At 45.9% G+C, this 23246-nt stretch carries 18 protein-coding genes and 1 tRNA gene; 7 read left to right on the forward strand and 12 right to left on the reverse strand.

Translation table 11 applies throughout. From position 1 onward, the window contains the following. Positions 1 to 522: IS982 family transposase (locus BUB43_RS08980; RefSeq protein WP_143154085.1), on the forward strand; the 522-nt coding region annotated here is incomplete at its 5' end. Between the two features lie 263 nt (positions 523 to 785). Here the strand turns inward: BUB43_RS08980 and BUB43_RS08985 are convergent. From BUB43_RS08985 to holA, 4 genes are all read right to left on the reverse strand, one after another. Continuing rightward, a tRNA-Ser gene (locus BUB43_RS08985) sits at positions 786 to 870 on the reverse strand. A 103-nt stretch (positions 871 to 973) separates the two neighbouring features. After that, positions 974 to 1339 carry a fluoride efflux transporter CrcB gene (crcB, locus tag BUB43_RS08990; RefSeq protein WP_073180361.1) on the reverse strand — a complete coding sequence of 122 codons (366 nt, stop codon included), beginning with the start codon at positions 1337 to 1339 and terminating at the stop codon, positions 974 to 976. Between the two features lie 127 nt (positions 1340 to 1466). Further along, positions 1467 to 2411, reverse strand: coding sequence for a thioredoxin-disulfide reductase (gene trxB, locus BUB43_RS08995; RefSeq protein WP_073180363.1), 945 nt, complete (start codon positions 2409 to 2411; stop codon positions 1467 to 1469). A gap of 44 nt (positions 2412 to 2455) precedes the next feature. Then, on the reverse strand, positions 2456 to 3490 hold the full coding sequence (holA, locus tag BUB43_RS09000) for a DNA polymerase III subunit delta (protein ID WP_073180365.1): 1035 nt from the start codon (positions 3488 to 3490) through the stop codon (positions 2456 to 2458). 3 nt (positions 3491 to 3493) lie between these two features. On the opposite strand from holA, the gene BUB43_RS09005 reads away from it, so the two are divergent. Together BUB43_RS09005 and BUB43_RS09010 are read left to right on the forward strand one after the other, a co-directional pair. Then, the gene (locus BUB43_RS09005; protein ID WP_073180367.1) at positions 3494 to 3931 is read left to right on the forward strand and encodes a type I restriction enzyme HsdR N-terminal domain-containing protein; all 438 of its coding nucleotides are present in this window, start codon (positions 3494 to 3496) and stop codon (positions 3929 to 3931) included. A gap of 103 nt (positions 3932 to 4034) precedes the next feature. Continuing rightward, positions 4035 to 4703 carry a porin family protein gene (locus tag BUB43_RS09010; RefSeq protein ID WP_073180369.1) on the forward strand — a complete coding sequence of 223 codons (669 nt, stop codon included), beginning with the start codon at positions 4035 to 4037 and terminating at the stop codon, positions 4701 to 4703. A 56-nt stretch (positions 4704 to 4759) separates the two neighbouring features. Here BUB43_RS09010 and queG read toward each other — a convergent pair whose 3' ends face one another. Continuing rightward, positions 4760 to 5686: a tRNA epoxyqueuosine(34) reductase QueG gene (gene queG, locus BUB43_RS09015; RefSeq protein WP_073180371.1), complete on the reverse strand. Its 927-nt coding sequence runs from the start codon at positions 5684 to 5686 to the stop codon at positions 4760 to 4762. Between the two features lie 54 nt (positions 5687 to 5740). On the opposite strand from queG, the gene BUB43_RS09020 reads away from it, so the two are divergent. Beyond that, the gene (locus BUB43_RS09020; protein WP_073180373.1) at positions 5741 to 6028 is read left to right on the forward strand and encodes a rhodanese-like domain-containing protein; all 288 of its coding nucleotides are present in this window, start codon (positions 5741 to 5743) and stop codon (positions 6026 to 6028) included. Positions 6029 to 6106: 78 nt separating this feature from the next. Then, the gene (locus BUB43_RS09025) at positions 6107 to 6814 is read left to right on the forward strand and encodes an ABC transporter ATP-binding protein (RefSeq protein WP_073180374.1); all 708 of its coding nucleotides are present in this window, start codon (positions 6107 to 6109) and stop codon (positions 6812 to 6814) included. 64 nt (positions 6815 to 6878) lie between these two features. On the opposite strand, the gene BUB43_RS09030 is transcribed toward BUB43_RS09025, so the two are convergent. The 5 genes from BUB43_RS09030 to dnaE form a co-directional block, all read right to left on the reverse strand. After that, complete coding sequence (locus tag BUB43_RS09030) at positions 6879 to 10037, reverse strand: efflux RND transporter permease subunit (RefSeq protein WP_073180376.1); 3159 nt, start codon at positions 10035 to 10037, stop codon at positions 6879 to 6881. 17 nt (positions 10038 to 10054) lie between these two features. Further along, positions 10055 to 11110 carry an efflux RND transporter periplasmic adaptor subunit gene (locus BUB43_RS09035; RefSeq protein ID WP_073180378.1) on the reverse strand — a complete coding sequence of 352 codons (1056 nt, stop codon included), beginning with the start codon at positions 11108 to 11110 and terminating at the stop codon, positions 10055 to 10057. Positions 11111 to 11114: 4 nt separating this feature from the next. After that, the gene (locus tag BUB43_RS09040) at positions 11115 to 12446 is read right to left on the reverse strand and encodes a TolC family protein (RefSeq protein ID WP_073180380.1); all 1332 of its coding nucleotides are present in this window, start codon (positions 12444 to 12446) and stop codon (positions 11115 to 11117) included. Further along, positions 12443 to 13042: a TetR/AcrR family transcriptional regulator gene (locus BUB43_RS09045; protein WP_073180382.1), complete on the reverse strand. Its 600-nt coding sequence runs from the start codon at positions 13040 to 13042 to the stop codon at positions 12443 to 12445. Before BUB43_RS09045 ends, BUB43_RS09040 begins: the two co-directional genes overlap by 4 nt. Positions 13043 to 13204: 162 nt before the next feature. After that, entirely contained in the window at positions 13205 to 17839 is a 4635-nt protein-coding gene (dnaE, locus tag BUB43_RS09050) for a DNA polymerase III subunit alpha (protein ID WP_073180384.1), read from the reverse strand. A gap of 206 nt (positions 17840 to 18045) precedes the next feature. Here dnaE and BUB43_RS09055 point away from each other — a divergent pair, with 206 nt between their 5' ends. Next, on the forward strand, positions 18046 to 20148 hold the full coding sequence (locus BUB43_RS09055; protein WP_073180386.1) for a catalase: 2103 nt from the start codon (positions 18046 to 18048) through the stop codon (positions 20146 to 20148). A gap of 153 nt (positions 20149 to 20301) precedes the next feature. Further along, entirely contained in the window at positions 20302 to 22302 is a 2001-nt protein-coding gene (gene ligA / locus BUB43_RS09060; protein ID WP_073180388.1) for an NAD-dependent DNA ligase LigA, read from the forward strand. 38 nt (positions 22303 to 22340) lie between these two features. Here ligA and BUB43_RS09065 read toward each other — a convergent pair whose 3' ends face one another. Both BUB43_RS09065 and BUB43_RS09070 read right to left on the reverse strand, forming a co-directional pair. Continuing rightward, positions 22341 to 22817: a hypothetical protein gene (locus BUB43_RS09065; RefSeq protein WP_073180390.1), complete on the reverse strand. Its 477-nt coding sequence runs from the start codon at positions 22815 to 22817 to the stop codon at positions 22341 to 22343. 13 nt (positions 22818 to 22830) lie between these two features. Next, positions 22831 to 23235 carry a hypothetical protein gene (locus BUB43_RS09070; RefSeq protein WP_073180392.1) on the reverse strand — a complete coding sequence of 135 codons (405 nt, stop codon included), beginning with the start codon at positions 23233 to 23235 and terminating at the stop codon, positions 22831 to 22833. Positions 23236 to 23246 lie beyond the last annotated feature (11 nt).

Consider the following 23246-nt stretch of genomic DNA (forward strand, 5'->3'; position numbering starts at 1 on the left):
AGCAGGATTTGCAAGGATGTAGATTATGCTTATCCCAACAAAGGATTTTGTGCTTCGCAGAACCTGCATTTCTATGGGTATAAACTACATGCTGTATGTTCAATTTCTGGGGTTTTTCAGAGTTTTGATATTTCTCCCGCATCCGTTCACGACATCCACTACTTGCAAGATATAAAACTCCAAATGTCTGACTGTGTGTTACTTGGGGACAAAGGCTATTTGTCTCAAACCATCCAGTTAGACTTATTCAATGAGGTAAATATAGAATTAGAAACTCCTAAAAGGAGAAATCAAAAAGACTACAAGCCACAGTTTTATCAATTCAAAAAATATCGGAAAAGAATCGAAACGTTATTTTCCCAACTTTGTGACCAATTTATGATTAGAAGGAACTATGCCAAAACTTTTCAAGGTTTTAAAACCAGAATTTTGGCTAAAATTGCAACACTAACAACTATTCAATATCTGAATAAATTTCTTTTCGGCAGAAATATAAACAAGCTAAAAATAAATCTCGCGTGATAATGCACTACGGGTTAATTTACAATGTGGATACTATTTACTGTTTATATACGGAAAAAAATATTTCACCACACAAGTTTAAAAAATGGCATCCAAACTTAAAATTAATGATGTAATTCTGACTTTGATGAGCTATTTATGAATTAATCCCAAAAGTTCACTTAAAATCAATTGAATTAAGTCCAAAAAAATTACACCTACTTTAAAAGTGGGTGTATTTTTGGGTGTAACTACTGTAAACCATTAATTATCAGTGTTAAATGCGGAGAGAGAGGGATTCGAACCCCCGGAGGTGTTACCCTCAACGGTTTTCAAGACCGCCGCAATCGACCACTCTGCCATCTCTCCAAAACCTTCCGGTTTTTGGTGGTGCAAATATAAGGTGCTTTTGTATTTTGAGCAAATTATTTTAGCAAAATTCTTTTAAAGCCTTTGTTTTCAGGATAAAAAATTAGCTTTTCATTAAATGGGAACCCACAAAAACAGCTGCGAGCCCCACGAATACACTCAAAAGTACATAGGCAACAAGCACAAAGCTGTTGCCGCTTTGCCATAATGAATAATTTTCTGCAGAAAAAGTAGAAAATGTGGTAAAGCCGCCACAAAAACCTGCAATCATAAAGAACTTCAGCTGGCTGTCAGTTTTAAAAAAATACGCAGAGAATAATCCGATGAGGAAACAACCAATTATATTCACTACAAAAGTGCCCACCGGAAAACTGCTGATATTCCACAGTTTCTGGGTATGTTTTGAAATGAGGAAGCGCAGGACGCTCCCCAGTCCGCCACCAAGAAATATGTAGAGAATTTGTTTCAATTTTAGCTCAAGTTCTTCCGAGATAAACCCTTCGGCAGGCCCAAGATGACACTCTCTGATGTTTAGAGGTTAAAGTTTTAAATTGTAAATTAAAAATTTACCATTCACCATAATTAGTCCTTCACTCCTACTGCAATTCTGCCAGATATTTTTCCGCATCCATGGCTGCCATACAACCTGTTCCGGCAGCAGTAATGGCTTGCCTGTATACATGATCCTGAACATCTCCTGCCGCAAAAACGCCCGGAATATTAGTAACCGTAGTGCCAGGATTTGTAAGGATGTAGCCGTTTTCATCCAGATTTACCTGCCCTGCAAAAACTTCCGTATTCGGTTTGTGGCCTATCGCAATAAAAATTCCGTCCACATTTTGCGTGGAAATTTCCTTCGTTAAGTTATTGATAATCACCGCCCTTTCCACCAAATTATTCTCACCTTCAATGCCTATCAGCTCGTGGTTAAATTTCACTTCGATGTTCGGCGTGCTCATCACTTTATTCGCCATAAATTTGGACGCGCGAAACTCATCCCTGCGCACAAGCATCGTAACTTTCGACGCAAGGTTTGCCAGGTAGGTGGCCTCTTCGGCCGCCGTATCACCGGCACCCACCACTATCACCTCACGGCCTTTGTAGAAAAATCCATCGCAGGTTGCACACGCCGAAACACCGCCGCCAGAATATTTTTTCTCGTCTTCCAGCCCAAGATATTTCGCCGTAGCGCCGGTTGCAATTATCACCGTTTTTGCCAAAATTTCCTTCGTGCCGGCATACAGTTTATGCACGCCGCCATCTTTTGAAAATTCCACTTTGGTGATGAGCTCGTAATGAATTTTCGTGTCAAATCTTTCCGCCTGTTTCTGCAAATCCAGCATCATCTGTGGCCCGGTAATTCCATCGGGATATCCTGGGAAGTTCTCCACATCGCTTGTTGTGGTCAGTTGGCCGCCAGGCTCTAAACCTGTGTACAGTTCCGGCTTCAAATCGGCTCTTGCAGCGTAGATTGCCGCCGTAAAACCTGCAGGCCCGGAACCTACAATTACGCAGTTTAAAACATTATCGCTAATTTCCATATTCTCAAAAATTTCGTTTAATTATTATCGATTATTTAATTCGGTCAAACAGCAACCTTCACCTTGTCCACATTCAAGATTTTGTAAACCATTTCCACCAGAAGTTCTTCGTGCGGCGTTTGCTGTACGCCCAAGCCTTTGCTTTTCAAGTCATATTCCCGCAAAATGGAAATCACCCGCGTTGCCAATTTGAACGGATAAAAATTGGCGGCTTGCGCAAAATCTTTTACGAAATAAGGATTTACGCCCATTTCTGCAGCCACGGTTTTAGAATCCACGCCCTTCATCGTTTGGTAAATGATGATGTTGGAAAAAAAGTTGTACAGATTGCCCAGCATCATCGGAAACGGACTGCTTTTCGGGTTCTTCGCAATGTAGTGCGCAATTTTCATCGCCCTTGCTGAATCCCTTTGCCCAAGCGCTTTCTGCAGTTCAAACACATTGAATTCCTTACTTATCCCGATGTGTTTTTCCACCATTTTAGCATCCAGAATTTCGCCATCCTTCATCAGCATTTTCACCTTAGAAAGTTCGTTGGAAATTCTTGATAAATCGCTGCCCAGATATTCGGCGAGCATTAGCGAAATATTCGGCGCCATCTTGATTTGCAGCCGTGCCGCTTCCTCGCTAATCCATTGCGGTACTTGATAATCCTTTACTGCAGGGCTTTCGAACAAAAATCCTGCCGATTTTAAAACTTTGGCAGTCCTCGTATTTCCGGCCAATTTTTTGTGTTTGTGAGCGAAAGCGAGAACGCTGGTGGGCACAGGGTTTTGCGCAAAATTCTCGAGAATCTTTTTTTCCTCATCGCTGAATTTCAAATCCTGAGCTTCCTTTACGATAATCATATTCGTATCGCCAAACATCGGGAATTGCTGTGCCTGTGCCACAATTTCCGCAATGTTCGTGTCTTTTCCGTACACAACCGTCAGCCCGAAATCGCGCTCTTCTTCCGGCAAAATTTGCTCCAAAGCATCGGTAACTTGGTCGATGAAAAAAGGCTCTTCGCCGTGCAGAAAATACAGCGGCAGAAGTTCTTTATTTTTAATATTTTTGAGCAGTATTTCTAAATCCTTCATTGTTTGGAAATCCCAAGGCTAAATTTTCCGGATCCTTATGATTTTAAAATCCGTAAGTACAAAGATAAATTTTTTATTTATGATGTGTGCCGAAAGATCTGGCTGCTGCTTACGCCTGAGGAATGGGTGCGCCAGCATTGGATTCAGTACTTCATTACCGGCAGGGGCTATGCAACATCGGCGTTTTTAATAGAAAAAAAACTGACAATCAATACCTTGACGAAAAGAAGCGATATCATCCTCACAGAAAAGGCCAAACCTGTAATTCTAATCGAGTGCAAAGCTCCGCACATAAGGCTATCTGAGAAGACCTTTGACCAAACGGCACGCTACAACTCTGAAATCGGCTGCCGGATGATTGTCCTCAGCAATGGCCAATCCCACATTTTTGCAGAAAAAAAGGAAAATGGCTATCAATTTTTACCGAATCCATTTTTTTGATATAATAAATTTATGCATCAGCGCTAAAAAAATTGCTGAAGAAAAAGCACCATATTGTAAATGATTTTTTTATATTTGCTGCAAATTAAAAACTCATAGATTTATGAAAAAATTATTCATCTTCTCAGCTCTAGCTGCGAGTGCAACTGCATTTTCACAATATGTTGAAAAGCGTTCCCAATTTGGTATCACAGCCGGAGTACACGGCTCGCACATCCACGGCATCCACCAGGATTCCGAAGCGCGTGTAGCCCCATCTGTAGGTGTTTTTTTCGAGGCGCCTATCAGCCAGAGATCTACTTCGGAGCTCAGCCGTAGCGGCGGTTTGTTCTTTGCTCCTCAAGTGGAATATTCTATGCAGGGTGAATACAATAAATATCCTGGCGGCAAGCAAAAATTCTTCGCAGATTTCATAAATCTGCCTATTCTTTTGAAATATTATTTCGGTGCAAAAGCGAACAGCGGCTTAAATTCCAGCTGGTTTCTAACCGTAGGGCCTAAAGTAGGCTTCATCGTGAACCAGAAAGTCTCAGGAGACAGCATTAATGACCCAACAACCGGCATCAATTATATCGATCTCCATTTTAATGACAACGATGAGTTTAATAAGTTTGATTTCGGCGTAGTGGGCGGCTTAGGCTACGCGTTCGATAACCACTGGCAGCTGATGCTCCGCTACGATCATGGCTTTACAAAAATGTATGACAACACCCCGCACGATAAAACCACTTATAACTATAAACTTGGTTTGAGTGTTAATTATGGTTTCTAATCCCATAAAACTTTTTTCAAACAGGCTGCCGATTGGCAGCCTGTTTTGTTTAAAACTTAAGGAAGATTTTTAATGTTTTTCATTAGTCCGGAAAATTTAGCCCTCTTCACGGGAGACTTTCTGAAAATCTCGGCATAAACTTCCTCGGTAAGCTCCTTCCAATCCTCCTTCCGCATTGCTGTAAGTTTTTCATTCAGGTAGAATTTCGGCTGACTGTGCGGTTGGGAAAACCGGTTCCAGGGGCAAACATCTTGGCAAATATCGCAGCCGAACATCCAGTCTTCCATCTTATCCTGAAAAAAATCCGGGATCTGATCTTTAAGTTCGATGGTCGCATAGGAGATACACTTACTGCCGTCCACCACTTTTTCCGAAACAATGGCGCCCGTAGGGCAGGCATCAATGCAGCGACGGCAATTGCCGCAATGGTCAGTTGTCGGCGGGTCCGGTTCCAGTTCCAGATCGCAGATGATTTCCGCGAGAAAGTAAAACGAGCCGTGCTTTTTAGTGATGAGATTCGAATTTTTTCCTACCCAGCCAATGCCACCCCGCTTCGCCCAGGCACGCTCCAAAACCGGCGCAGAATCCGTAAAAATTCTGAAATGGAAATCCCCGATCTCCTCCAGCAAATGCTCACACATCTCCCGAAGGATGGCTTTTATTACCTCGTGATAATCCTCGCCATAGGCATACTTTGCAATTTTGTAATTCCCTTCCTCCGGCAAAATTTCTTCCGGAAAATAATTGTAAGATAATGAGATCACGGACCTGGCACCTTCCACCAGCAGCCTTGGATCCAGCCGCTTATCAAAATAATTCTCCATATATCGCATCTCCCCGTGCATGCCCTCGCGCAGCCACCTCTCCAGGCGCGGTGCCTCATCTTCCAGAAATTCTGCCCGGGAAATACCGCAACTCTGGAAGCCGAAACGCCGAGCAGTAGATTTGATTATTTGAGAAAAATATTGTGTTTTTGCGTGCATTGGCTTTGCAAAACTAATATTTTGATTATATTTGGAAGTGTAAATAATACAATTATGGATCTGAAAGAACTTTTGAGTGGTGACAATTATCACCTGATAGATGTGCGCGAGCCGATGGAGCTCGATGTGGACGGCTCCGTGGAGGGCGCAACAAACATTCCGCTAGACGAGATTGAGGTGCGCAAACAGGAAATCGAGAATCTGGCGGGCCCGAAGATTTTCTTCTGCAAAAGCGGGCAGCGCAGCCAGAAGGCGGCAGATTACTTCAAAGAGCAAGGCCTGACGGAAGTGTACAACGGGGGCGGGTATGAAGATGTGAAAGCCGCGCTGGAGGCGAGATAATCTTAAAAAATATTACAGAAATCATCGGAGTCTCCGGTGATTTTTTTGTTTAAATTTGCCCACCGAAAGCTGATTATTTTGTCTTTAAAAATATTAAACCTTACCAAAAAATACGGCAGCCAGACTGCGCTGAATGCCATCAGTCTGGAAATTGGCGCTAACGAGATCGTAGGATTGCTGGGACCGAACGGTGCAGGAAAATCCACCCTGATGAAATCTATCACCGGAGCGCTGACTCCGGATGACGGCGAGATATTTTTTAACGGGAAAAATATTGCAGAATTTCCCCTGGAAACCAAGGCGAAAATGGGATTTCTCCCCGAGAATAATCCGCTGTACAATGATATGTTCGTAAGGGAGTACCTGGATTTCGTGGCAGATGTGCGGAAGGTTTCAAGAAAAAGAATAAATGAGGTAATAGCGCTTACCGGGATCACGCCGGAAAAATCGAAAAAAACGGGACAGCTTTCCAAGGGCTATAGGCAGCGGGTGGGCTTGGCGGCGAGCATACTGCACGAGCCGGAACTCCTGATCCTGGACGAGCCTACCAACGGGCTGGATCCCAACCAGATCCTGGAGATACGGGAGGTGATCCGCAATGTGGGCAGCGAGAAATCCGTGATACTCTCCACACACATTATGCAGGAGGTGGAGGCGCTGTGCACACGCGTAATCCTCATAAACAAAGGGAGCATTGTGCAGGATTGTGCCGTGCAGGATTTCAAGGGAAGATTCCGCTCGCTGGAGGAAGCCTTTGCGGAATATACGATGGGAGGATATTCATAAGTCTCTCCTTAAAAATAAACGCGGCTCAGAAGTACTGCGCCGCGTTTTTATTTGAGCTAAAAAATTATATTTCGTACTCTTCCTTTATTTTGATGGGCTCATAGTCTTCCACCATTGCTTCTTCATAGTTTATCTTGTCGTGCTTACTGAAGCGGTTTTCCAGCTTCACAATGATGTAGTACACCACCGGCACTATGACGAGGGTAAGGAAGAGAGAGGAGAGCAACCCGCCAATAATTACAATCGCGAGGCCTTTGTTGGTCTCCGCCGCACCACCGGTAGCCGTTGCAATGGGTATCATCCCGAACACCATGGCGATGGTAGTCATAAGGATCGGCCGTAGCCGGGCGTGGTTCGCCTGTACGAGTGCAGTTTCGATATCTTCGCCGGCTTCCATACGGTGGTTTACGAAATCTACAAGAAGGATCGCGTTTTTCGCCACGAGACCGATGAGCATAATGATACCGAGGATGGTGAAAATATTAAGTGACTCGTTGGTGAGCGCCAGCGCCCAGAGTGCCCCGATGAAAGAGAGCGGGATGGAGAAGAGTACGATGAAGGGTTTTACGAAATCATCATACAGCACCACCATAATCATATAAACGAGCATAATAGCCGCCAGTAGCGCGTAGCCGAGCGTCCCGAAGCCTTCGCTCTGATTTTCCCTATTGCCTCCCCACCGCCATTCCACGCCGGATGGCTTCTGCACCGCGGATAGCTTTTCTTCCCATTCGGAGGCCAGCGTACCGGTAGTTTTACCCACGACTTGTGACTGTACGGTAACGGATGGCGCGCGGTCGTAGCGCTCCAGGAGCGTAGGTCCGGAGCCATAGGAAACATCGGCAAACTGGGAAAGGAAAACCTTCTGCCCCATGGGGTTAATGAAGGAGAGGTTCCGGATATCGTCTATGGTGGAGCGGTTGCCCTCATCCATAATGATATTTATGTCGTACTCAGTACTGCCGGTGCGGAATTTATTATCCGTATTTCCTGCGAAGGCGGTGCGCATAGTTTGCCCTACGGTAGCTATATTCAGCCCCAGCATAGACATTTTGTCTCTGTCAATGCTTACTTCAACCTCCGGGTTTCCTTCCTCCACAGTGGTTTTCACCTCGGTAGATCCATCGATGGATTGCAGGATTTTCATAGCTGTTTCGGCATATTCCATCGCATCCTTGGTTGTGGGACCGGTAATTGTCATCTGCAGGGGAGCTTCTTCCGCTCCCATAAAACCAATGGGTATCACGCTGATTTTCGGACCGATGAGTATCTTCTCCAGCTCTCGTTTCAGTTTTGCGCCGTATACTTTTGTAGGCTCGTTATTCCGTTCCGTTTTATCCGTGAGGAAAACGCTTATCTCCGATTTGTATGCGGTGGATTGAGATGCCCCGAAGCCCGTGCTGGACTGCCCCACCATCGTGATCTGCCGCACTACCTCCGGCCTTTTCGCCAGGTATTGCTCTGCGCGGCGGGTCATAAAGTTGGTCTCTTCGATGGAGGCATCTTTGGGCATTTCCAGCTGCAGGAGGAACTGGCTTCTGTCGTTACCCGGAAAGAAATCTGAACCGATGTACCCTAAGGCAGGAAGGGCTAAGGAGCTGATGAATAGTACTGTAACAACGGCAAAGGTGGCAATTTTATGGTGAAGGCTCCACTTCAGGATGTTTTCCATTTTTAAGGTAAACCACTTCAGCCCGTCCTCGAATTTGTAAATTATCTTACCAAAAATATTGTTTCTGCTGATGTGCTCCAGCTTACCGAATCTGGAGAAAAGCCACGGCACTACTGAGAAAGACACGATGAGGGAAAGCAGTGTCGCGATAACCACGGTGACGCAGAATTGCTTTATAATGTTCGAAACCATACCCGTGGAGAGCGCAATGGGGAGGAACACCACTACAATCACCATCGTGATGGCAACTACGGTAAAGCCAATTTCCGAGGCGCCGTCATAAGCGGCACGCACTTTATTTTTCCCCATCTCCATATGGCGGTGGATGTTTTCAATCACGACTATCGCGTCATCCACCAGGATCCCCACCACCAGGGAGAGGCCGAGCAAGCTCATCAGGTTTAATGAATAGCCGAAAAGCAGCATCCCGATAAATGTGGCGATGAGAGACGCCGGGATTGCCACCATCACTATCAGCGCATTGCGGAGGCTGTGCAGGAAGAAAAGCATCACGAAAGCTACAAGCGCGATGGCTATCATAAGGTCTTTCAACACATGGTCTGCAGCCTCCAGCGTAAATTCCGAAGTGTCGTTGGCTACCGTAAGCTGCACATTTTGAGCTTTGTACTGATTCTGGATCTGTACAATTTTTTCTTTCACCAGCCGGCTTACCTCTACGGCGTTGGCATCCGTCTGCTTCTGCACCTGCAGCAGCAGCGTATTCTGCTGGTCTATTCTCGCCAGTTTTTCCGTTTTCTTCTGGGTATCTTCCACCTCCCCTATGTCGGAAAGACGGATCACCTGCCCATTTACAGAGGAGATGACGAGGTGCCTCAGTTCATCCACGGTGGCAAGCTTTCCGGAAAGCCTAATGATAGTGGAGGTTTGGCGGGACTGTAGGTTCCCCGTCGGGAAATCCAGATTGGATGCGGCGATCATCTGCTGTACCTGCGGCACGGTGAGGCCGTATCCTTCCAGCTTCTCACGATTGAGGTTCACCCGTATTTCCCGCTCCTGCCCACCGATAATATTCACCTGCGCCACGCCCGATATCCGCGAAAGCTCCGGCTGGATGCGCTGATCCACAAGGTCATAGAGCTCTGCCTCGGTAAGGTTAGCAGTAATTCCCATCGTGATGATTGGAAGATCGGAGAGGGAAAATTTGCTGAGCGAAGGCTCTTCCGCATCCTCTGGGAGATCTGAACGAATGGCGTTTATCTTCCTCTGAGCGTCATTCAGCGCATAATCCACATCCACATCATCCGTGAACTGAATCATCACCACCGAAAGGCTCTCATACGATTTACTCTGAATTTTTTTAATGCCCTCCAACGAGGCTATCGCATCTTCCACCTTCCGCGTCACGGTGTTTTCCACCTCGGATGGTGCAGCGCCGGGGTAAATTGTAGCAATGGTAACTACCTTTACCTCAAATTTCGGAATGAGCTCGTAATTCAGCCTGGTATAGCTGAAAAGGCCGCCGATAAGCATCAGCGCGAGCACTACGATGACTATGCTTGGTCTTTTTATCGATATTTCTGCTAATTTCATTTTTCCTGTTTTCTAGATTACTTCAGCACTTGCACTTTTGTTTTGTCCTGAAGGTTTATCTGGCCGCTGGTCACCACTACATCGCCGGCAGAGAGGCCGCCGGCAACCTCTACCCTATCGCCTAGGTTGGCTCCTATCTGTATTTTTTTCAGGTACGCCACATTATCTTTTACAATGAACACCTGCCCGTCGCTCACGCTGCCTACGAAGGCACTCCTCGGTACGGTGAGCGCATCCGATGCGCCGGAGCGGTTGAAGTACGCGGTACCGTACATGCCGGCTTTTAGCGTGTTTCCGGAGTTGTTTACCGCGATTTCCACGGGGAACTGAAGCGCCCCGGAGGCAGTAGGCGCAATGAAGCTGATGCGGCCTTCCATCTCGGAATCCAGAACATCTGGTTTTATTTTCACGATATCCCCATTGTGCAGGTGGCTCACCACGGACTGATCTACATCTACCTTAAGCTTTACCACGGAGATATCCACTATTTCCACAAGTGGAGTGCCGGCTCCTACCACGCTGCCTACTTCAACAAACTTCTGGTTTACGATGCCGCTGACTTTGGAGATAATGTTGGTATCGCCGGAAGTTAGGTTTGCAGACTGCATCTGGGCTTTGGCATTTTTCACGGCAAGCCTTGCCTGATCCAGCTGCAGGGCCGTAACCCCACCTGTCTTGTATGCCATTTCGTAGCGGTTCAGCGCAGCCTGGGCATTGTCCAGATTGGCTTTTGCATTGCTCACATTCACATTGATTTTCTCTCCCCCGAGCCTGCCGATGCTCTGCCCTGCCCTTACATAGCTGCCTTCGCGTACATAGAGCGCAACCAGCTGCCCGCCGATTTCCGGGGAGATATTCGCCTGTTTATTGGGTTTGAAGGTACCGTTGGCGGAGAATTCCCTACTTAGGCTTTCGCGTTTTACGACTTCTGTGCGCACGGCTACATTGCTGTTCTTCTGTGCCACTACGGCTACATTTGCCTCGTTTTTTTCCTTATTTTTCTGAAGGATGAAGTAGATTCCTGCGCCGATAGCCAGCAGGATGAGGATGGTAATTATTGTATTCTTTTTCATGATTTTATTGGGTTAAAGTCCGGAGTCTGCCCTGAGATTTTAAAAGCTCTACCTCTGCCATTTTGTACTCTAGCAGTGCATTGGTATAGTTGTTCTTCGCTTCTGCCAGATCGCTTTCGGCATCTACGATATCGTTCATAGTGGCAAGGCCGTACTGATAGTTGCTGCGGGTGTTGTTCATCACATCCTCTGCCAGCTTTACATTGCCTTGTTGGATCTCAATTTGTGTCATATTATTCTGCAGTTTGGTAATTGCGTTTTGATATTGCATATCCAGTCCCATCTTGGTGTCCTTCAAATCCAGCTGGGCCTTTTCAATATCGATTTGGTTTTGCTCAATTCTTGATTTTACGGAAAACCCGCGGAAGACGGGGATATTGATATTGAGCCCTATCTGGGAAAAATCGTTCCAGTAAACCCCGTCCTTCTCGCCGTGCCACCAGGGGAATTTGGCACCCTGCCCCATCCAGCCGTAGTTTGCTGTAAGAGCCACCACCGGGTAGTATTCTGATTCTGAGGCTCTCTTTTGCCATTGCAGCAGCTCTATCTGCTTTTTTGCCAGTTTTATTTCCGATCTTTCATCGTACTGGGTTTGCTCTCCCGGGAGGTATTTTGGTTCAAAGGTATCCTGCGGCAGGCGAATGGGCTGGGCGATATCCATCCCCATGTAGAATTTCAGGGCGTTCTCTGCGAGTTGGGTTGCATTTTCCAGCGTTTTTACCGTGGAAGCGATGTTGTTTTCCGCCACTACGATCCGGTCATAATCGATCTTGCGTGCCAGCCCGGCATCCAGCAAACCTTTGATGACTTTGGAGGTCTGCTGCGTGAGGGAGAGGTTCTCCTGCATATTCTTCATCATCTGGTCGGTTTTGTACACCTGATAGTAGGCGTTTGCCACACGCTCTATGAGGTTTTCATCCGTAAGTTGGGCATTCAGCTGGTAAAATTCCCTAGTGGATCTTGCGGCTTTCAGCCCCGTGAAGACCTGCTCGTTGAAAATCAGCTGCTGCATCTGCGCCACATTGGTGGAGTTCCACTTCGTGCCAAAAGTTACCGGCACCTTCTGCCCCGGCATACCGGCAAGCTCGCCTGGCAGCAGCGACTCCTGCAGCAGGGGATTGTAGTTGGTAGCGCTATTCACCGAGATCTGTGGGAATACATTCCCCCGGACTTCGCGGATTTTAGCCTCCGCTCTTTCGATATCCTTGCGGGCTTTCAGCGCGTCTGCCTTGTTTTCCAAGGCATAATTGACGGCATCCTGCAGCGTGAGCAGCCGCGCCTCCTGGGCGTGCATCAGGCCTGCGGCAAGCAAGGTTGTTAATATTATTTTTTTCATAAATTTTGGGTGTATTTTTTCACAATATGTCTACCGGCATCCGTAGTAATGGCGTTCAGGTAAAAGTCAATCACTTTAAAATTAAAATCGTACCGCGACGCGAAGGTATCGCACTGATCGGGATTGAAATCATAGGAAATAAACAGACGAAAAACGAAATCTGCATATACTTCTTCATCAAAATCCTCCCTGTACAAGCCCATTTCCCTGCCTTTTTTCACATTTTCAACGGTAAATTTTATAAATTGATCTGAAAAATTGGCAATATATTTTTCAAAAATGGAAGGATAATATTTTATGAGCTGGCGCACGAAAACTGATTTGTTGCTCTTTACCTGCTGCTGGAAGTTTTCGTGCTTGTAGAAATATACTTCTAAAGGATTCTCAATTCTTTGATTGATTTCATGCATTTCTTTCAAGCCTTCATCAAGTTTATAAGCTATCACATCCTCCAGCAGGGCTTCCTTATTTTTATATTTTTGGTAAAGCGTGCGCTTGGATATGCCCATTTCCTTGGCTATATCGTCCATAGTAACGGTTTTTGCGCCGTTTTCTGCAAAAAGGTTTAGCACTTTATCTAGAAATTCCTTCTCCATATTTCTGAATACGGCGGCAAAGATAAAGCAATGGAAACTAAAAAACCAAAAAAGTTTTCAAGTTTTCAAAAAAATAACATTGAGGGGGCAAAGAAATTTATATTAGAACACAGAGACACTGGGTTATTTTTTTCCTAACTTTTATACACAAAGACACAGATTTCAATTCAAAAATATCTCATACCTTTTTTCTTCCGCAATTTCCGTCATCAGTGCTGCGTCCAGATCAACGAAGCCTTTCCGTGACGGCATTTCCAGCTGAGTTCCGTCGTCTGAGTTTTTTATGAGGATGCTCACCTTCTGTTTGCCATCCTTTTTCATCAGTGAATTGCGGAAGAATTCCAGGTCGGTTTTTCGGATTTCCTTCACATCCAGCACCACAGTTAGGCTTTTTGCAAACTGGTCGAAGGCTTCCTTCAGTTCCAACACATCGTTCACATTCAGGAAAATTCTGCCGTCGCTCCCTATAGTGAATTTTATTTTCAAAATCAGGAAGCGCTGCAGATCGATTTTTTCGCGAAGTCTCATATAATCCTTGTCGCCAAGCCTGAACTGGTAACTTCCGGTGTAATCTTCAAGCGTTACGAACGCCACCTTTTCGCCGCTGTTTCTGCCGTCCCGAACGAGAAATTCCGTCACCAGCCCAGCCACCGTATATTCCCGGAAGGTCGCCTTCATCTTCTGCTTTTCGCGGTAGTCCTTCGTTTCTTCAAACAGCTTTATTTGCTCAGCACCAAAGGCTTTCTCGCGGAAAACATCTATTTCATCCAGGTTCAGGAAATTGAAACTTCCCTTCGGTTCCACATCTTTTTTCACCGGCCCTTCGGAAATTTCGCCGTCTTCATTCAGCTCTATTTCCACGGCTTCTGCCGATATTTCTTCAGGTAAAATCTCATCGGAAAAATTTCCTGCTAAATTATCTTCCGTAACCTCCTGTTTTTCAAGCACTTGCTTTCTGCCGAAATTTCCCTGGATAAACTGATACTGGTACCGAAATTCGTCCAAAGGGTGCGCCGAAAGGTAGAAGCCGATGATTTCCTTTTCCCTGTTCAGCTTGTGCATATTTGGCCATTCCTGTGCAGGCTCTATTATTGGCTGTTCCACATCCAGTCCTTCCGCAAATTCTGCGAAGAGCGAATTTTCCAGCTGCGTTTTCCCGTTCTGAAAATTGAAGCCGTATTTCAAAAGCCTTTCCACATTGGTTCTGCCCTGAGAATCCACAGCGAAATACTGCGCGCGGTGATAATCGTCCACCTCATCGAAAGCGCCGGCAATTACCAGGCTTTCCACCACCCTTTTGTTGATTTGCGCCGAAGGAATCCGCTCGAAGAAATCGTAAATATTCTTGAATTTCCCATCCTTCCTTGCTTCCACGATGCTTTCGCTGGGCCCTTCACCAATGCCCTTTATCGCACCCAAACCGAAACGGATCTGCCCTTTTTCATTCACCGCAAAGCCGTACTGGCTCTCGTTCACATCAGGGCCAAGTACATCCACACCCATACTTTGGCAGTCCTCCATAAACATCGTGATTTGCTTGGTATTGTTAATGTTGTTGCTCATTACGCTGGCCATATATTCCGCCGGAAAATTGGCCTTCAGGTAAGCCGTGTGATAGGCAATCAAGGCATAGCAGGTGGAGTGCGATTTGTTGAAAGCGTACTCTGCAAAAGCTTCCCAGTCTTTCCAGATTTTGTTGAGTTTTTCTTCGTCCAGGTTGTTCGCTTTTCCACCCTCGATGAATTTCGGATACATCTTATCAAGCACATCTTTCTGCTTTTTACCCATCGCTTTGCGCAGCGTATCGGCTTCACCCCTGGTAAAATTCGCCAGTTTTTGCGAAAGCAGCATCACCTGTTCCTGATAAACCGTAATGCCGTAGGTTTCAGCCAGGTACTCTTCGTTTTCCGGCAAATCATACACGATTTCTTCCAGGCCGTGCTTCCGGTTAATAAAATTCGGGATGTACTTTATCGGGCCAGGCCTGTACAGCGCATTCATCGCAATCAGGTCGGCAAATACCGTGGGCTTCAGCTCACGCATATATTTCTGCATTCCTGGGCTTTCGTACTGGAAGATTCCAATCGTTCTTCCTTCCTGAAAAAGCCGGTAGGTATTGGCATCATCCAGCGGAATTTCATCTGGATTAATCTCGATGCCGTGCCTTTCCTTGATGAGCTGAATGGCGTGTTTAATGATAGTTAAAGTCCTGAGGCCCAGGAAGTCCATCTTCAGAAGCCCGGCACTTTCCGCCACGGAATTATCGAACTGGGAGACCAAAATTTCCGCATCCTTCGCTGCCGTAGTTATCGGCACCAGGTTGGAAATATCTTCCGGCGTGATGATGACACCGCAGGCGTGAATTCCGGTATTTCGCACCGCACCTTCCATCTTTTTCGCTGCGTCCAGCACAGGGTACCTCGCATCTTCAGGGTTATCCAGAATGGATTTCATTTCATCGGCAAGCACCTTGTCTTCCGGCGAAAGTTTTTCGTATTTTTTGAAGGCTTTGCCGATGTTCATACCTGGCACGGAAGGCACAAGTTTCGCGATGTTGTTCGTCTCGGGAATTGGCAGCTCCAGCACACGGCCTGCATCCTTTATCGCAGATTTTCCGCCGAGAACAGAGTAGGTGATGATTTGTGCCACATTCATTTTGCCGTACTTTTCCACCACCCATCTGATGATTTTATCGCGGCCTTCATCATCGAAATCAATGTCAATATCCGGCATCGAAATCCGCTCAGGATTAAGGAATCTCTCGAAAAGCAGGTCGTATTTTATCGGGTCCACATTCGTAATGCCGATGCAGTAGGCCACCGCAGAACCGGCTGCAGAGCCTCTGCCCGGACCAACCCACACACCCATTTTCCGCGCTTCGTTGCAGAAATCCTGCACGATAAGGAAGTAACCGGGATATCCGGTGTTCGCAATGACCTCCAGTTCAAAATCCAGTCGCTCGGAAATTTCGGGCGTTATTTCGCCGTACTTTTCCTGCGCACCCTTGTAGGTTAAATGCCTTAGGTAAGCGTTTTCGCCGCGTTTTCCGCCGTCCTTCAAATCTTCTTCGCTGTGGAATTCTACAGGAATTTCAAACTTCGGCAGCAGTACATCGCGCTTTAGTTTATAGGGTTTAAATTTGGCGAGAAACTCCGTGTAGGCTTCAAATGCATCGGGATAATTGCGGAACGCCTGCTTTATTTCCTCGGAATTTTTGATGTAAAATTCCTGAGACGGAAGCCCGCGCCTTTTCCCGAAACCCTTTCCAACAGGCGATGAAAGTTTCTCGCCATCCTTTATGCAGAACAGGATATCCTGAATCTGTGCATCATTTCTCTCGGTATAGAAAGTTTCATTCTGCGCCAGAATTTTCACGCCATATTTATCGGCGAAACTCAGCAGAACTTCGTTCACATATTCTTCCTCCTCAATTTGATGATTTTGCAACTGAACATAGAAATCATTGCCAAATTCATTTTTCCACCATTTGAAAATTTCTTCGCCTTTCTGCTCGCCAAATTCCAAAATTGTGTTCGGCACATCTCCTAAAGTTCCACCAGTAACAGCGACGAGGCCTTCCTTATGCTGCGCCACCATATCCCGTGAAATTCGCGGAACGCCGAAATAAAAGCCATGCAGAAAGCCAAGGCTTGAAAGTTTTGCCAGATTTTTATACCCAGTGAAATTCTTCGCCAGCAATACCATCAGCGTTCTTCTGTCCGGATCATCCTTCGTAAACTGCTTCTGTTCCGGCCTTTCGGAAATATAGAATTCACAGCCGATGATTGGGATTAAAGGCAGTTGCCGTGGTTCTGCTTCGTTGAAATCCGTGCCTTCGTTCTTGGCTTTTTCTTTTTGCTCGATGTAATTTTGGTAATTGCTGCTGATGTTTTTATTCGCTTCTTCCACTTCGGAAACGAATTTGAAAGCGCCCATCATATTGCCCAAATCTACTAGACCAACAGCCGGAAAATTATCAGCTAATGCTTTGGCTACCAAATCGTTAAGGTGCGTATTCGATTGCAAGGCAGAGTAAATGCTGTGGTTGTGAAAGTTGAAATAATCCCCGATTTCAATTTCCGCGGTGTCGCCAAAATCTACAGTTTTCCGCTTCTTAATTGCCGCTACCTGCCTTCTTATTTTGATTTCAAACGGCGAAATCGGTTTTACATTTTTCTCACGAAAATCCTGATAATTTTGAGAATCTGAAAAAACCTGCTCTACCGAAATTACACCTTGCCGCCACATTTCGAAAAACACCTGTGCTGTGGCGTTCACATCGGCAGCGGAATTGTGCGCCTCGTCAAACTTTTCGCCGTAAAGTTTCTCGTAAATTTCCTCAAGTTTGGGCGACTTGTATTTTCCTTTTCCCGAAGGAATCGCCGTGTATTCCGTGCCTAGAATCATCGTATCTGCCATCGGAATTTTCTGCAGATGGTCTTCCAGATTTTTCCGGAAAAATTCCGCGCCCACGATTTTGTAATCGAATTCCACATTGTGCCCTACCACAACTTTCGCGCGCTTCAGCACGGCGGAAAACTGGGCTAAAATCTCTGCCAAATCACGGCCTTCTTCGTTTGCAATTTTCGTGGTAATGCCATGGATCCTGGAAGCATTGTAAGGAATATCGTAGCCTTCCGGCTTTATTATAAAGTCCTGATTTTCAATGAGATTCCCAAGTTCATCGTGCAATTGCCAACTGATCTGCACCATTCTTGGCCAATTCGCAGAATCAGAAAGAGGCGCATTATAATTAATCGGCAATCCGGTAGTTTCCGTATCGAAAATCAAGTACATTCTATGAAAAATTTATCGAAGAAAAAGTTACCAAAATTACGGAAAAAAGATGGCACACATCTGCACGCAAAAACGCAGTGAAAATTTTCGAAAGCCGCACAGCCGAGACTTGCTATTTAGAACCCTTCCATATTTGAATAAATTTTCACCGATGGATTTTTGCGGCGGCGTTTCTCTTTATCTTTGGTTAAAATATTTTTACCCAAATGAAAAACCACGAGAAACCGACTGCAAAGACCGATGACCTGCAGCACGAAACCATTAATCAACAAGGGAAAACCTTTACCACAAACACCGGAGTTCCGGTAAATGACAGCCATAATACACTAAAACTTGGTGAGCGTGGTCCGTCTTTGATAGAGGATTTCATCTTCCGCGAAAAACTCGCACATTTCGACAGGGAGCGTATTCCAGAGCGCGTAGTGCACGCCAGAGCAAGCGGTGCGCACGGCGTTTTCAGGCTTACAAAGGATATGAGCCAATACTCCAGCGCAGATTTCTTAAACGGCGTTGGCAAGGAAACCCCAGTGTTCGTGCGGCTTTCCACGGTGGCGGGCTTCCGCGGCTCCACAGATCTTCCGAGGGATGTTCGGGGTTTTTCCGTAAAATTTTACACTCAGCAGGGGAATTTTGACCTTGTAGGAAACAACATCCCCGTGTTCTTCATTCAGGATGCGATGAAGTTTCCCGATGTGGTGCACGCCGTAAAGCCGGAGCAGGACAATCAGATGCCGCAGGCTGCCTCCGCACACGATACTTTCTGGGATTTCGTATCGCTTTCCCCCGAGACGGCACATATGATAATGTGGACTATGAGCGACCGCGCCATTCCGCGCAGCCTGCGGATGATGGAAGGCTTCGGGGTGCACACCTTTAAACTTGTAAATAAAGAAGGCAAGGCGCATTTCGTGAAATTCCACTGGAAGCCCGTGCTGGGCGTGCATTCCGTAGCCTGGGACGAGGCGCAGAAAATCAGCGGGAAGAACAGCGACTTCCACCGTGAAGACCTTTGGCAGGCGATAGAAGACGGCGATTTTCCAGAATGGGATTTCGGCGTGCAGATCATCCCGCAGGAGGATGAGCACAAATTTGATTTCGACATCCTCGACCCTACCAAGCTGATCCCTGAAGAACTGGTGCCGGTAGAGATCATCGGGAGAATGACTTTGACGAAAAACCCGACAAACTTCTTCGCGGAGGTAGAGCAATCGGCATTTCACCCAGGCAACATCGTACCAGGAATCGACTTCTCCGACGATCCGCTGCTGCAGGGAAGGCTGTTCTCCTACTCGGACACGCAGATGTACCGACTTGGCGTAAACCACCAACAGCTGCCTATCAATCGGCCCCTGGAGCAGGTACAAAATACGCTGCGCGAGGGTGCGTCTCAGCATTTTATCCACAAAGGGAAAGCATCCTACACCCCGAACTCCACGGGCGGGGGCTGCCCATTCCTAGCAATGGCGACTCAGGGCGGTTTCGTATCCCACGGAGAGAGAGTGGATGCGCACAAGGTCCGCGCAAGGAGCAAAAGCTTCCTGGATCACTACAGCCAGGCGAAACTTTTCTACAACAGCCAGGCAGAGTACGAGCAGCAGCACATTAAGGATGCACTTTCGTTTGAACTTTCCAAAGTGAAAACGCCGGAAATTCGGGAAAGAGTGGTGCAGATGCTTACCAACATCGATCTCGATCTTGCTCAATATGTGGCGAAAAAACTCGGCATCGATGAACCGAAAGAAGCCAAACCGGTAGAGAATTTTGTGCGGAATGCAGATGAAACCGCAGAGGATGCTGCAAGCGTTATTAAAGAACCATCTGTATCCAAGTCTGAAGCGCTGAGTATGGCGAATACTGCGAAAGACACGATGAAATCGCGGAAAATTGCCGTGTTCATCAGCGATGGTTTTGACAGAAAATCCTTCGACAAAGTGAAATCTGCCATTGAAAAAGAAGGCGGAAAATGTGCGACAGTTGCACCAATGCTTGGTATGATAAAAGCTGATGACGGCAGCGAAATCGAGAACAAGGAATTCACTTATTTCAATTCTGCATCGGTTTTGTTTGATGCGCTTTATGTGATTGGCGGCGAGAAAAATGTGAAGTTTTTGCTGAATGAAAAGAATGCCAGTGAATTTGCAAACGATGCGTTCAAGCATTGTAAAGCGATAGGCTATGATGCTGATGCTCAGAAATTTATAGACAAAACCATCATTAAAAATGATGAAGCGATTTTGAAAGATGACTTGGAGAACTTCCTGAATGCTGTGAAAAAACACCGCTATTGGGAACGCGAAAAAACGCTTTAAAATCTGCAAAAAGCCGGACGAAAGTTCCGGTTTTTTATTTTGAATTATTATATAATTATATTTTTGTATCAATCTATATTTATACGATTATATTCTGCCGCCGATGATTTATTGCTTGGCTAAAAACCTTATTTTTGTTCAAAACAAAATCGGATGTCCGCGGAAATTCAGCAGAAAATCGAAAGCCTAAGGGAAGAACTGCAGCAGCACAACTACAGTTATTATGTGTTGGATGAGCCCACGATTTCGGATTTTGAGTTCGACGCCAAACTGAAGGAGCTGCAAACGCTGGAACAGCAGCACCCAGAATTTTACGATGCCAATTCGCCTACGTTTCGTGTTGGCGGCGAAATCACGAAAAACTTCCCGACCGTTCGGCATCAATATAGAATGTATTCGCTGGATAACTCCTACGATTTCAACGACTTAGAAGATTGGGAACGCCGCATAATGCGCACTTTGGATGAGCCTGTGGAATTTGTGGCAGAGCTGAAATATGACGGCGCTTCCATTTCGCTGCTGTACGAAAACGGAATCCTGAGCGAAGCTGTGACAAGAGGTGACGGTTTCCAAGGCGATGAAATTACCGGAAATGTGCGCACAATTCAAGATGTGCCGCTGAAACTTACCGGCGATTTTCCGCAGCGGTTTTTTATGCGTGGCGAAATTTTCCTGAGCCGAAAAAACTTTGACCGCATCAATGCTCAGCGCGCTGAAGATGGCCTTGACCTTTATATGAATCCGCGGAACACAGCGTCCGGAAGCCTGAAACTTCAGGATTCTTCGGAAGTACGGAAACGCCGGCTATCAGCGGTTTTTTATCAATTTATTGGCGAAGATTTTCCTGCGGAAACGCATTGGGAAATTCTGCAGAAAGCAAAATCCTGGGGTGTTTCGATTTCGGAAAATTCCAGGCTTTGCAGAACGCTGCAGGATGTGAAAGATTTCATCAATTTTTGGGATGAAGAACGCCATAAATTACCCTTTGAAATTGATGGTATCGTATTGAAAGTCAATTCGTTAAAGCAACAGCAACAGTTGGGCTACACCGCAAAATCACCACGATGGGCAATGGCGTACAAATTCAAGGCGGAAAAAGCAGAAACCGAACTGCTGAGCGTTTCCTACCAAGTTGGGCGAACCGGCGCCATAACACCGGTGGCCAACCTGAAGCCGGTTTTGCTGGCAGGAACCGTGGTAAAGCGGGCTTCATTGCACAACGAAGACATCATCAAAAAACTTGGCTTGCACGCAAATGATTTTGTGTTCGTGGAAAAAGGCGGCGAAATTATCCCAAAAATCACTGGCATAAATTTAGAAAAAAGAGATACGCAAAGTTCTGAAATTCAATACATTACGCATTGTCCAGAATGTGGAACGGAACTTGTAAAAATTGAAGAACAGGCAATACACTTCTGCCCGAACGAAGCGCATTGTCCGCCACAAGTCGTCGGGAAAATGATCCACTTTGTTTCGCGGAAAGCGATGAACATTGAAAGTTTGGGACAGGAAACCATCCAACAGCTGAACCGCGAAAAGCTGATAGAGAATCCGGCGGATTTCTACGCATTAACGAAAGAGCAACTTTTGCCGCTGGAAAGAATGGCGGAAAAATCAGCGCAGAATATCATTAACGGCATCGAGAAATCGAAAGAAATTCCTTATGAAAAAGTGCTTTTTGCACTGGGAATCAGGCATATCGGTGAAACGGTGGCAAAAAAACTGGCGAAGAATTTCCCATCAATCGATGAGCTGAAAAGTGCTTCACTTGATGAATTAACCCAGGTAGATGACATCGGCGAAAAAATTGCGCTGAGCATCATTGCCTGGTTTGAACAGCCGGAAAATTTACTGATGGTTGAACGGCTGAAACAATACGGCGTTCAATTACAAAAAACTGAAAATCAAACAGATACGATAAGCGATGTTTTAGCCGGGAAAACTTTTCTATTCACCGGAAAGCTTTCGCTTTTCACGAGAGAGCAGGCGGAAGAAATGGTGGAAAGGCACGGCGGCAAGAATATTTCCGCGGTTTCCAAAAACCTGAATTATTTAGTGGCCGGCGAAAAAGCGGGCAGCAAACTGAAAAAGGCGCAGGAAATAGGGACAGTGGAAATTCTGGATGAACAGCAATTCCTGGATTTGCTGAAGTAAAAACTGCCGGAAAGCCCGGCAGTTTCAACGGTTTTGCGTTATTCGCTAAGTTCAGGATCGTTCACCTTCACCGCAAGTTCGTAAAGATCGCCACGCATCAAAAACTTAATTCTTTCACGCGTGGTAATCGTATTGATTTCGCCGTCTTTGAAAATCATAATTCTGTCGCCAGTTGCAATGTTCTGGTCGGCAAGCCAATCTTCCGGCGCCACATCGTTTTCCAATTTTTTCATATCTTCCAACAAGTCCTGCGCCCTTTCCTGGAAGCCTTCTTCGTCGGAATATATCACATCGTACTCAGGGTCCAGCGCTACACGGAAAACCTTGCGGTTTTCGATAAGTTTAGCGTGGTCGTTCGGCATAGGATTGTCCGAACCATCAGTGAAGCCCACCTCAATCAGCTCGCCGTTTTTCTCTCTGGCATAATTTTCAGCTTCTTCAAAATTTGCGAAATTCGTTACGATTTTATAATCATCGTAGCCGTATTCTTGCAATTTCCTTTCTTCGTTTTCCATTTTATTATAAATTTTAATCGTTAATTTCTTCCTTTACTTCGCGCCATTCATTATCTTTCAGGTTGCCTTCCAGTCTTTCCACCTTCAGCATTTGCCGTAAAATGGCATATACCGTGATGTAAAAATTTGCCACGAAAACCACTGCAAAGCCTGAAATCAGGTATCCCGTCCAATTTTCGGTGAGCATTTTAAACTTCGTTAAAATTAAGAAAAAAATCGCAACATAATGGCTGAAACAATAATGGCAGGTAGGCAAATAATAAAAAAGTTTGCCGGGCAGGTTGTCACAGTTTTCCGAGCGGTATTGGCATTTCTCGCGAAACTCTTGGAAAATCCGTTCATTAGTTACCGTCCAGGAAACGCAGGCTACCGGAATCGCGAGCAAAAGCAGGTAGAGAATCTGATGGTGAAGTTCCAATTTTTTGGGTA

The organism is Cruoricaptor ignavus (assembly GCF_900141665.1).
GTDB lineage: Bacteria > Bacteroidota > Bacteroidia > Flavobacteriales > Weeksellaceae > Cruoricaptor > Cruoricaptor ignavus.

Bases quoted from the DNA above. Each gene is read 5' to 3' on its own strand.
- trxB (WP_073180363.1), bottom strand. From the start codon at position 2,411: ATGGAAATTAGCGATAATGTTTTAAACTGCGTAATTGTAGGTTCCGGG.
- holA (WP_073180365.1), bottom strand. From the start codon at position 3,490: ATGAAGGATTTAGAAATACTGCTCAAAAATATTAAAAATAAAGAACTT.
- BUB43_RS09010 (WP_073180369.1), top strand. From the start codon at position 4,035: ATGAAAAAATTATTCATCTTCTCAGCTCTAGCTGCGAGTGCAACTGCA.
- queG (WP_073180371.1), bottom strand. From the start codon at position 5,686: ATGCACGCAAAAACACAATATTTTTCTCAAATAATCAAATCTACTGCT.
- BUB43_RS09020 (WP_073180373.1), top strand. From the start codon at position 5,741: ATGGATCTGAAAGAACTTTTGAGTGGTGACAATTATCACCTGATAGAT.
- BUB43_RS09030 (WP_073180376.1), bottom strand. From the start codon at position 10,037: ATGAAATTAGCAGAAATATCGATAAAAAGACCAAGCATAGTCATCGTA.
- BUB43_RS09035 (WP_073180378.1), bottom strand. From the start codon at position 11,110: ATGAAAAAGAATACAATAATTACCATCCTCATCCTGCTGGCTATCGGC.
- BUB43_RS09040 (WP_073180380.1), bottom strand. From the start codon at position 12,446: ATGAAAAAAATAATATTAACAACCTTGCTTGCCGCAGGCCTGATGCAC.
- BUB43_RS09045 (WP_073180382.1), bottom strand. From the start codon at position 13,042: ATGGAGAAGGAATTTCTAGATAAAGTGCTAAACCTTTTTGCAGAAAAC.
- dnaE (WP_073180384.1), bottom strand. From the start codon at position 17,839: ATGTACTTGATTTTCGATACGGAAACTACCGGATTGCCGATTAATTAT.
- BUB43_RS09055 (WP_073180386.1), top strand. From the start codon at position 18,046: ATGAAAAACCACGAGAAACCGACTGCAAAGACCGATGACCTGCAGCAC.
- ligA (WP_073180388.1), top strand. From the start codon at position 20,302: ATGTCCGCGGAAATTCAGCAGAAAATCGAAAGCCTAAGGGAAGAACTG.
- BUB43_RS09065 (WP_073180390.1), bottom strand. From the start codon at position 22,817: ATGGAAAACGAAGAAAGGAAATTGCAAGAATACGGCTACGATGATTAT.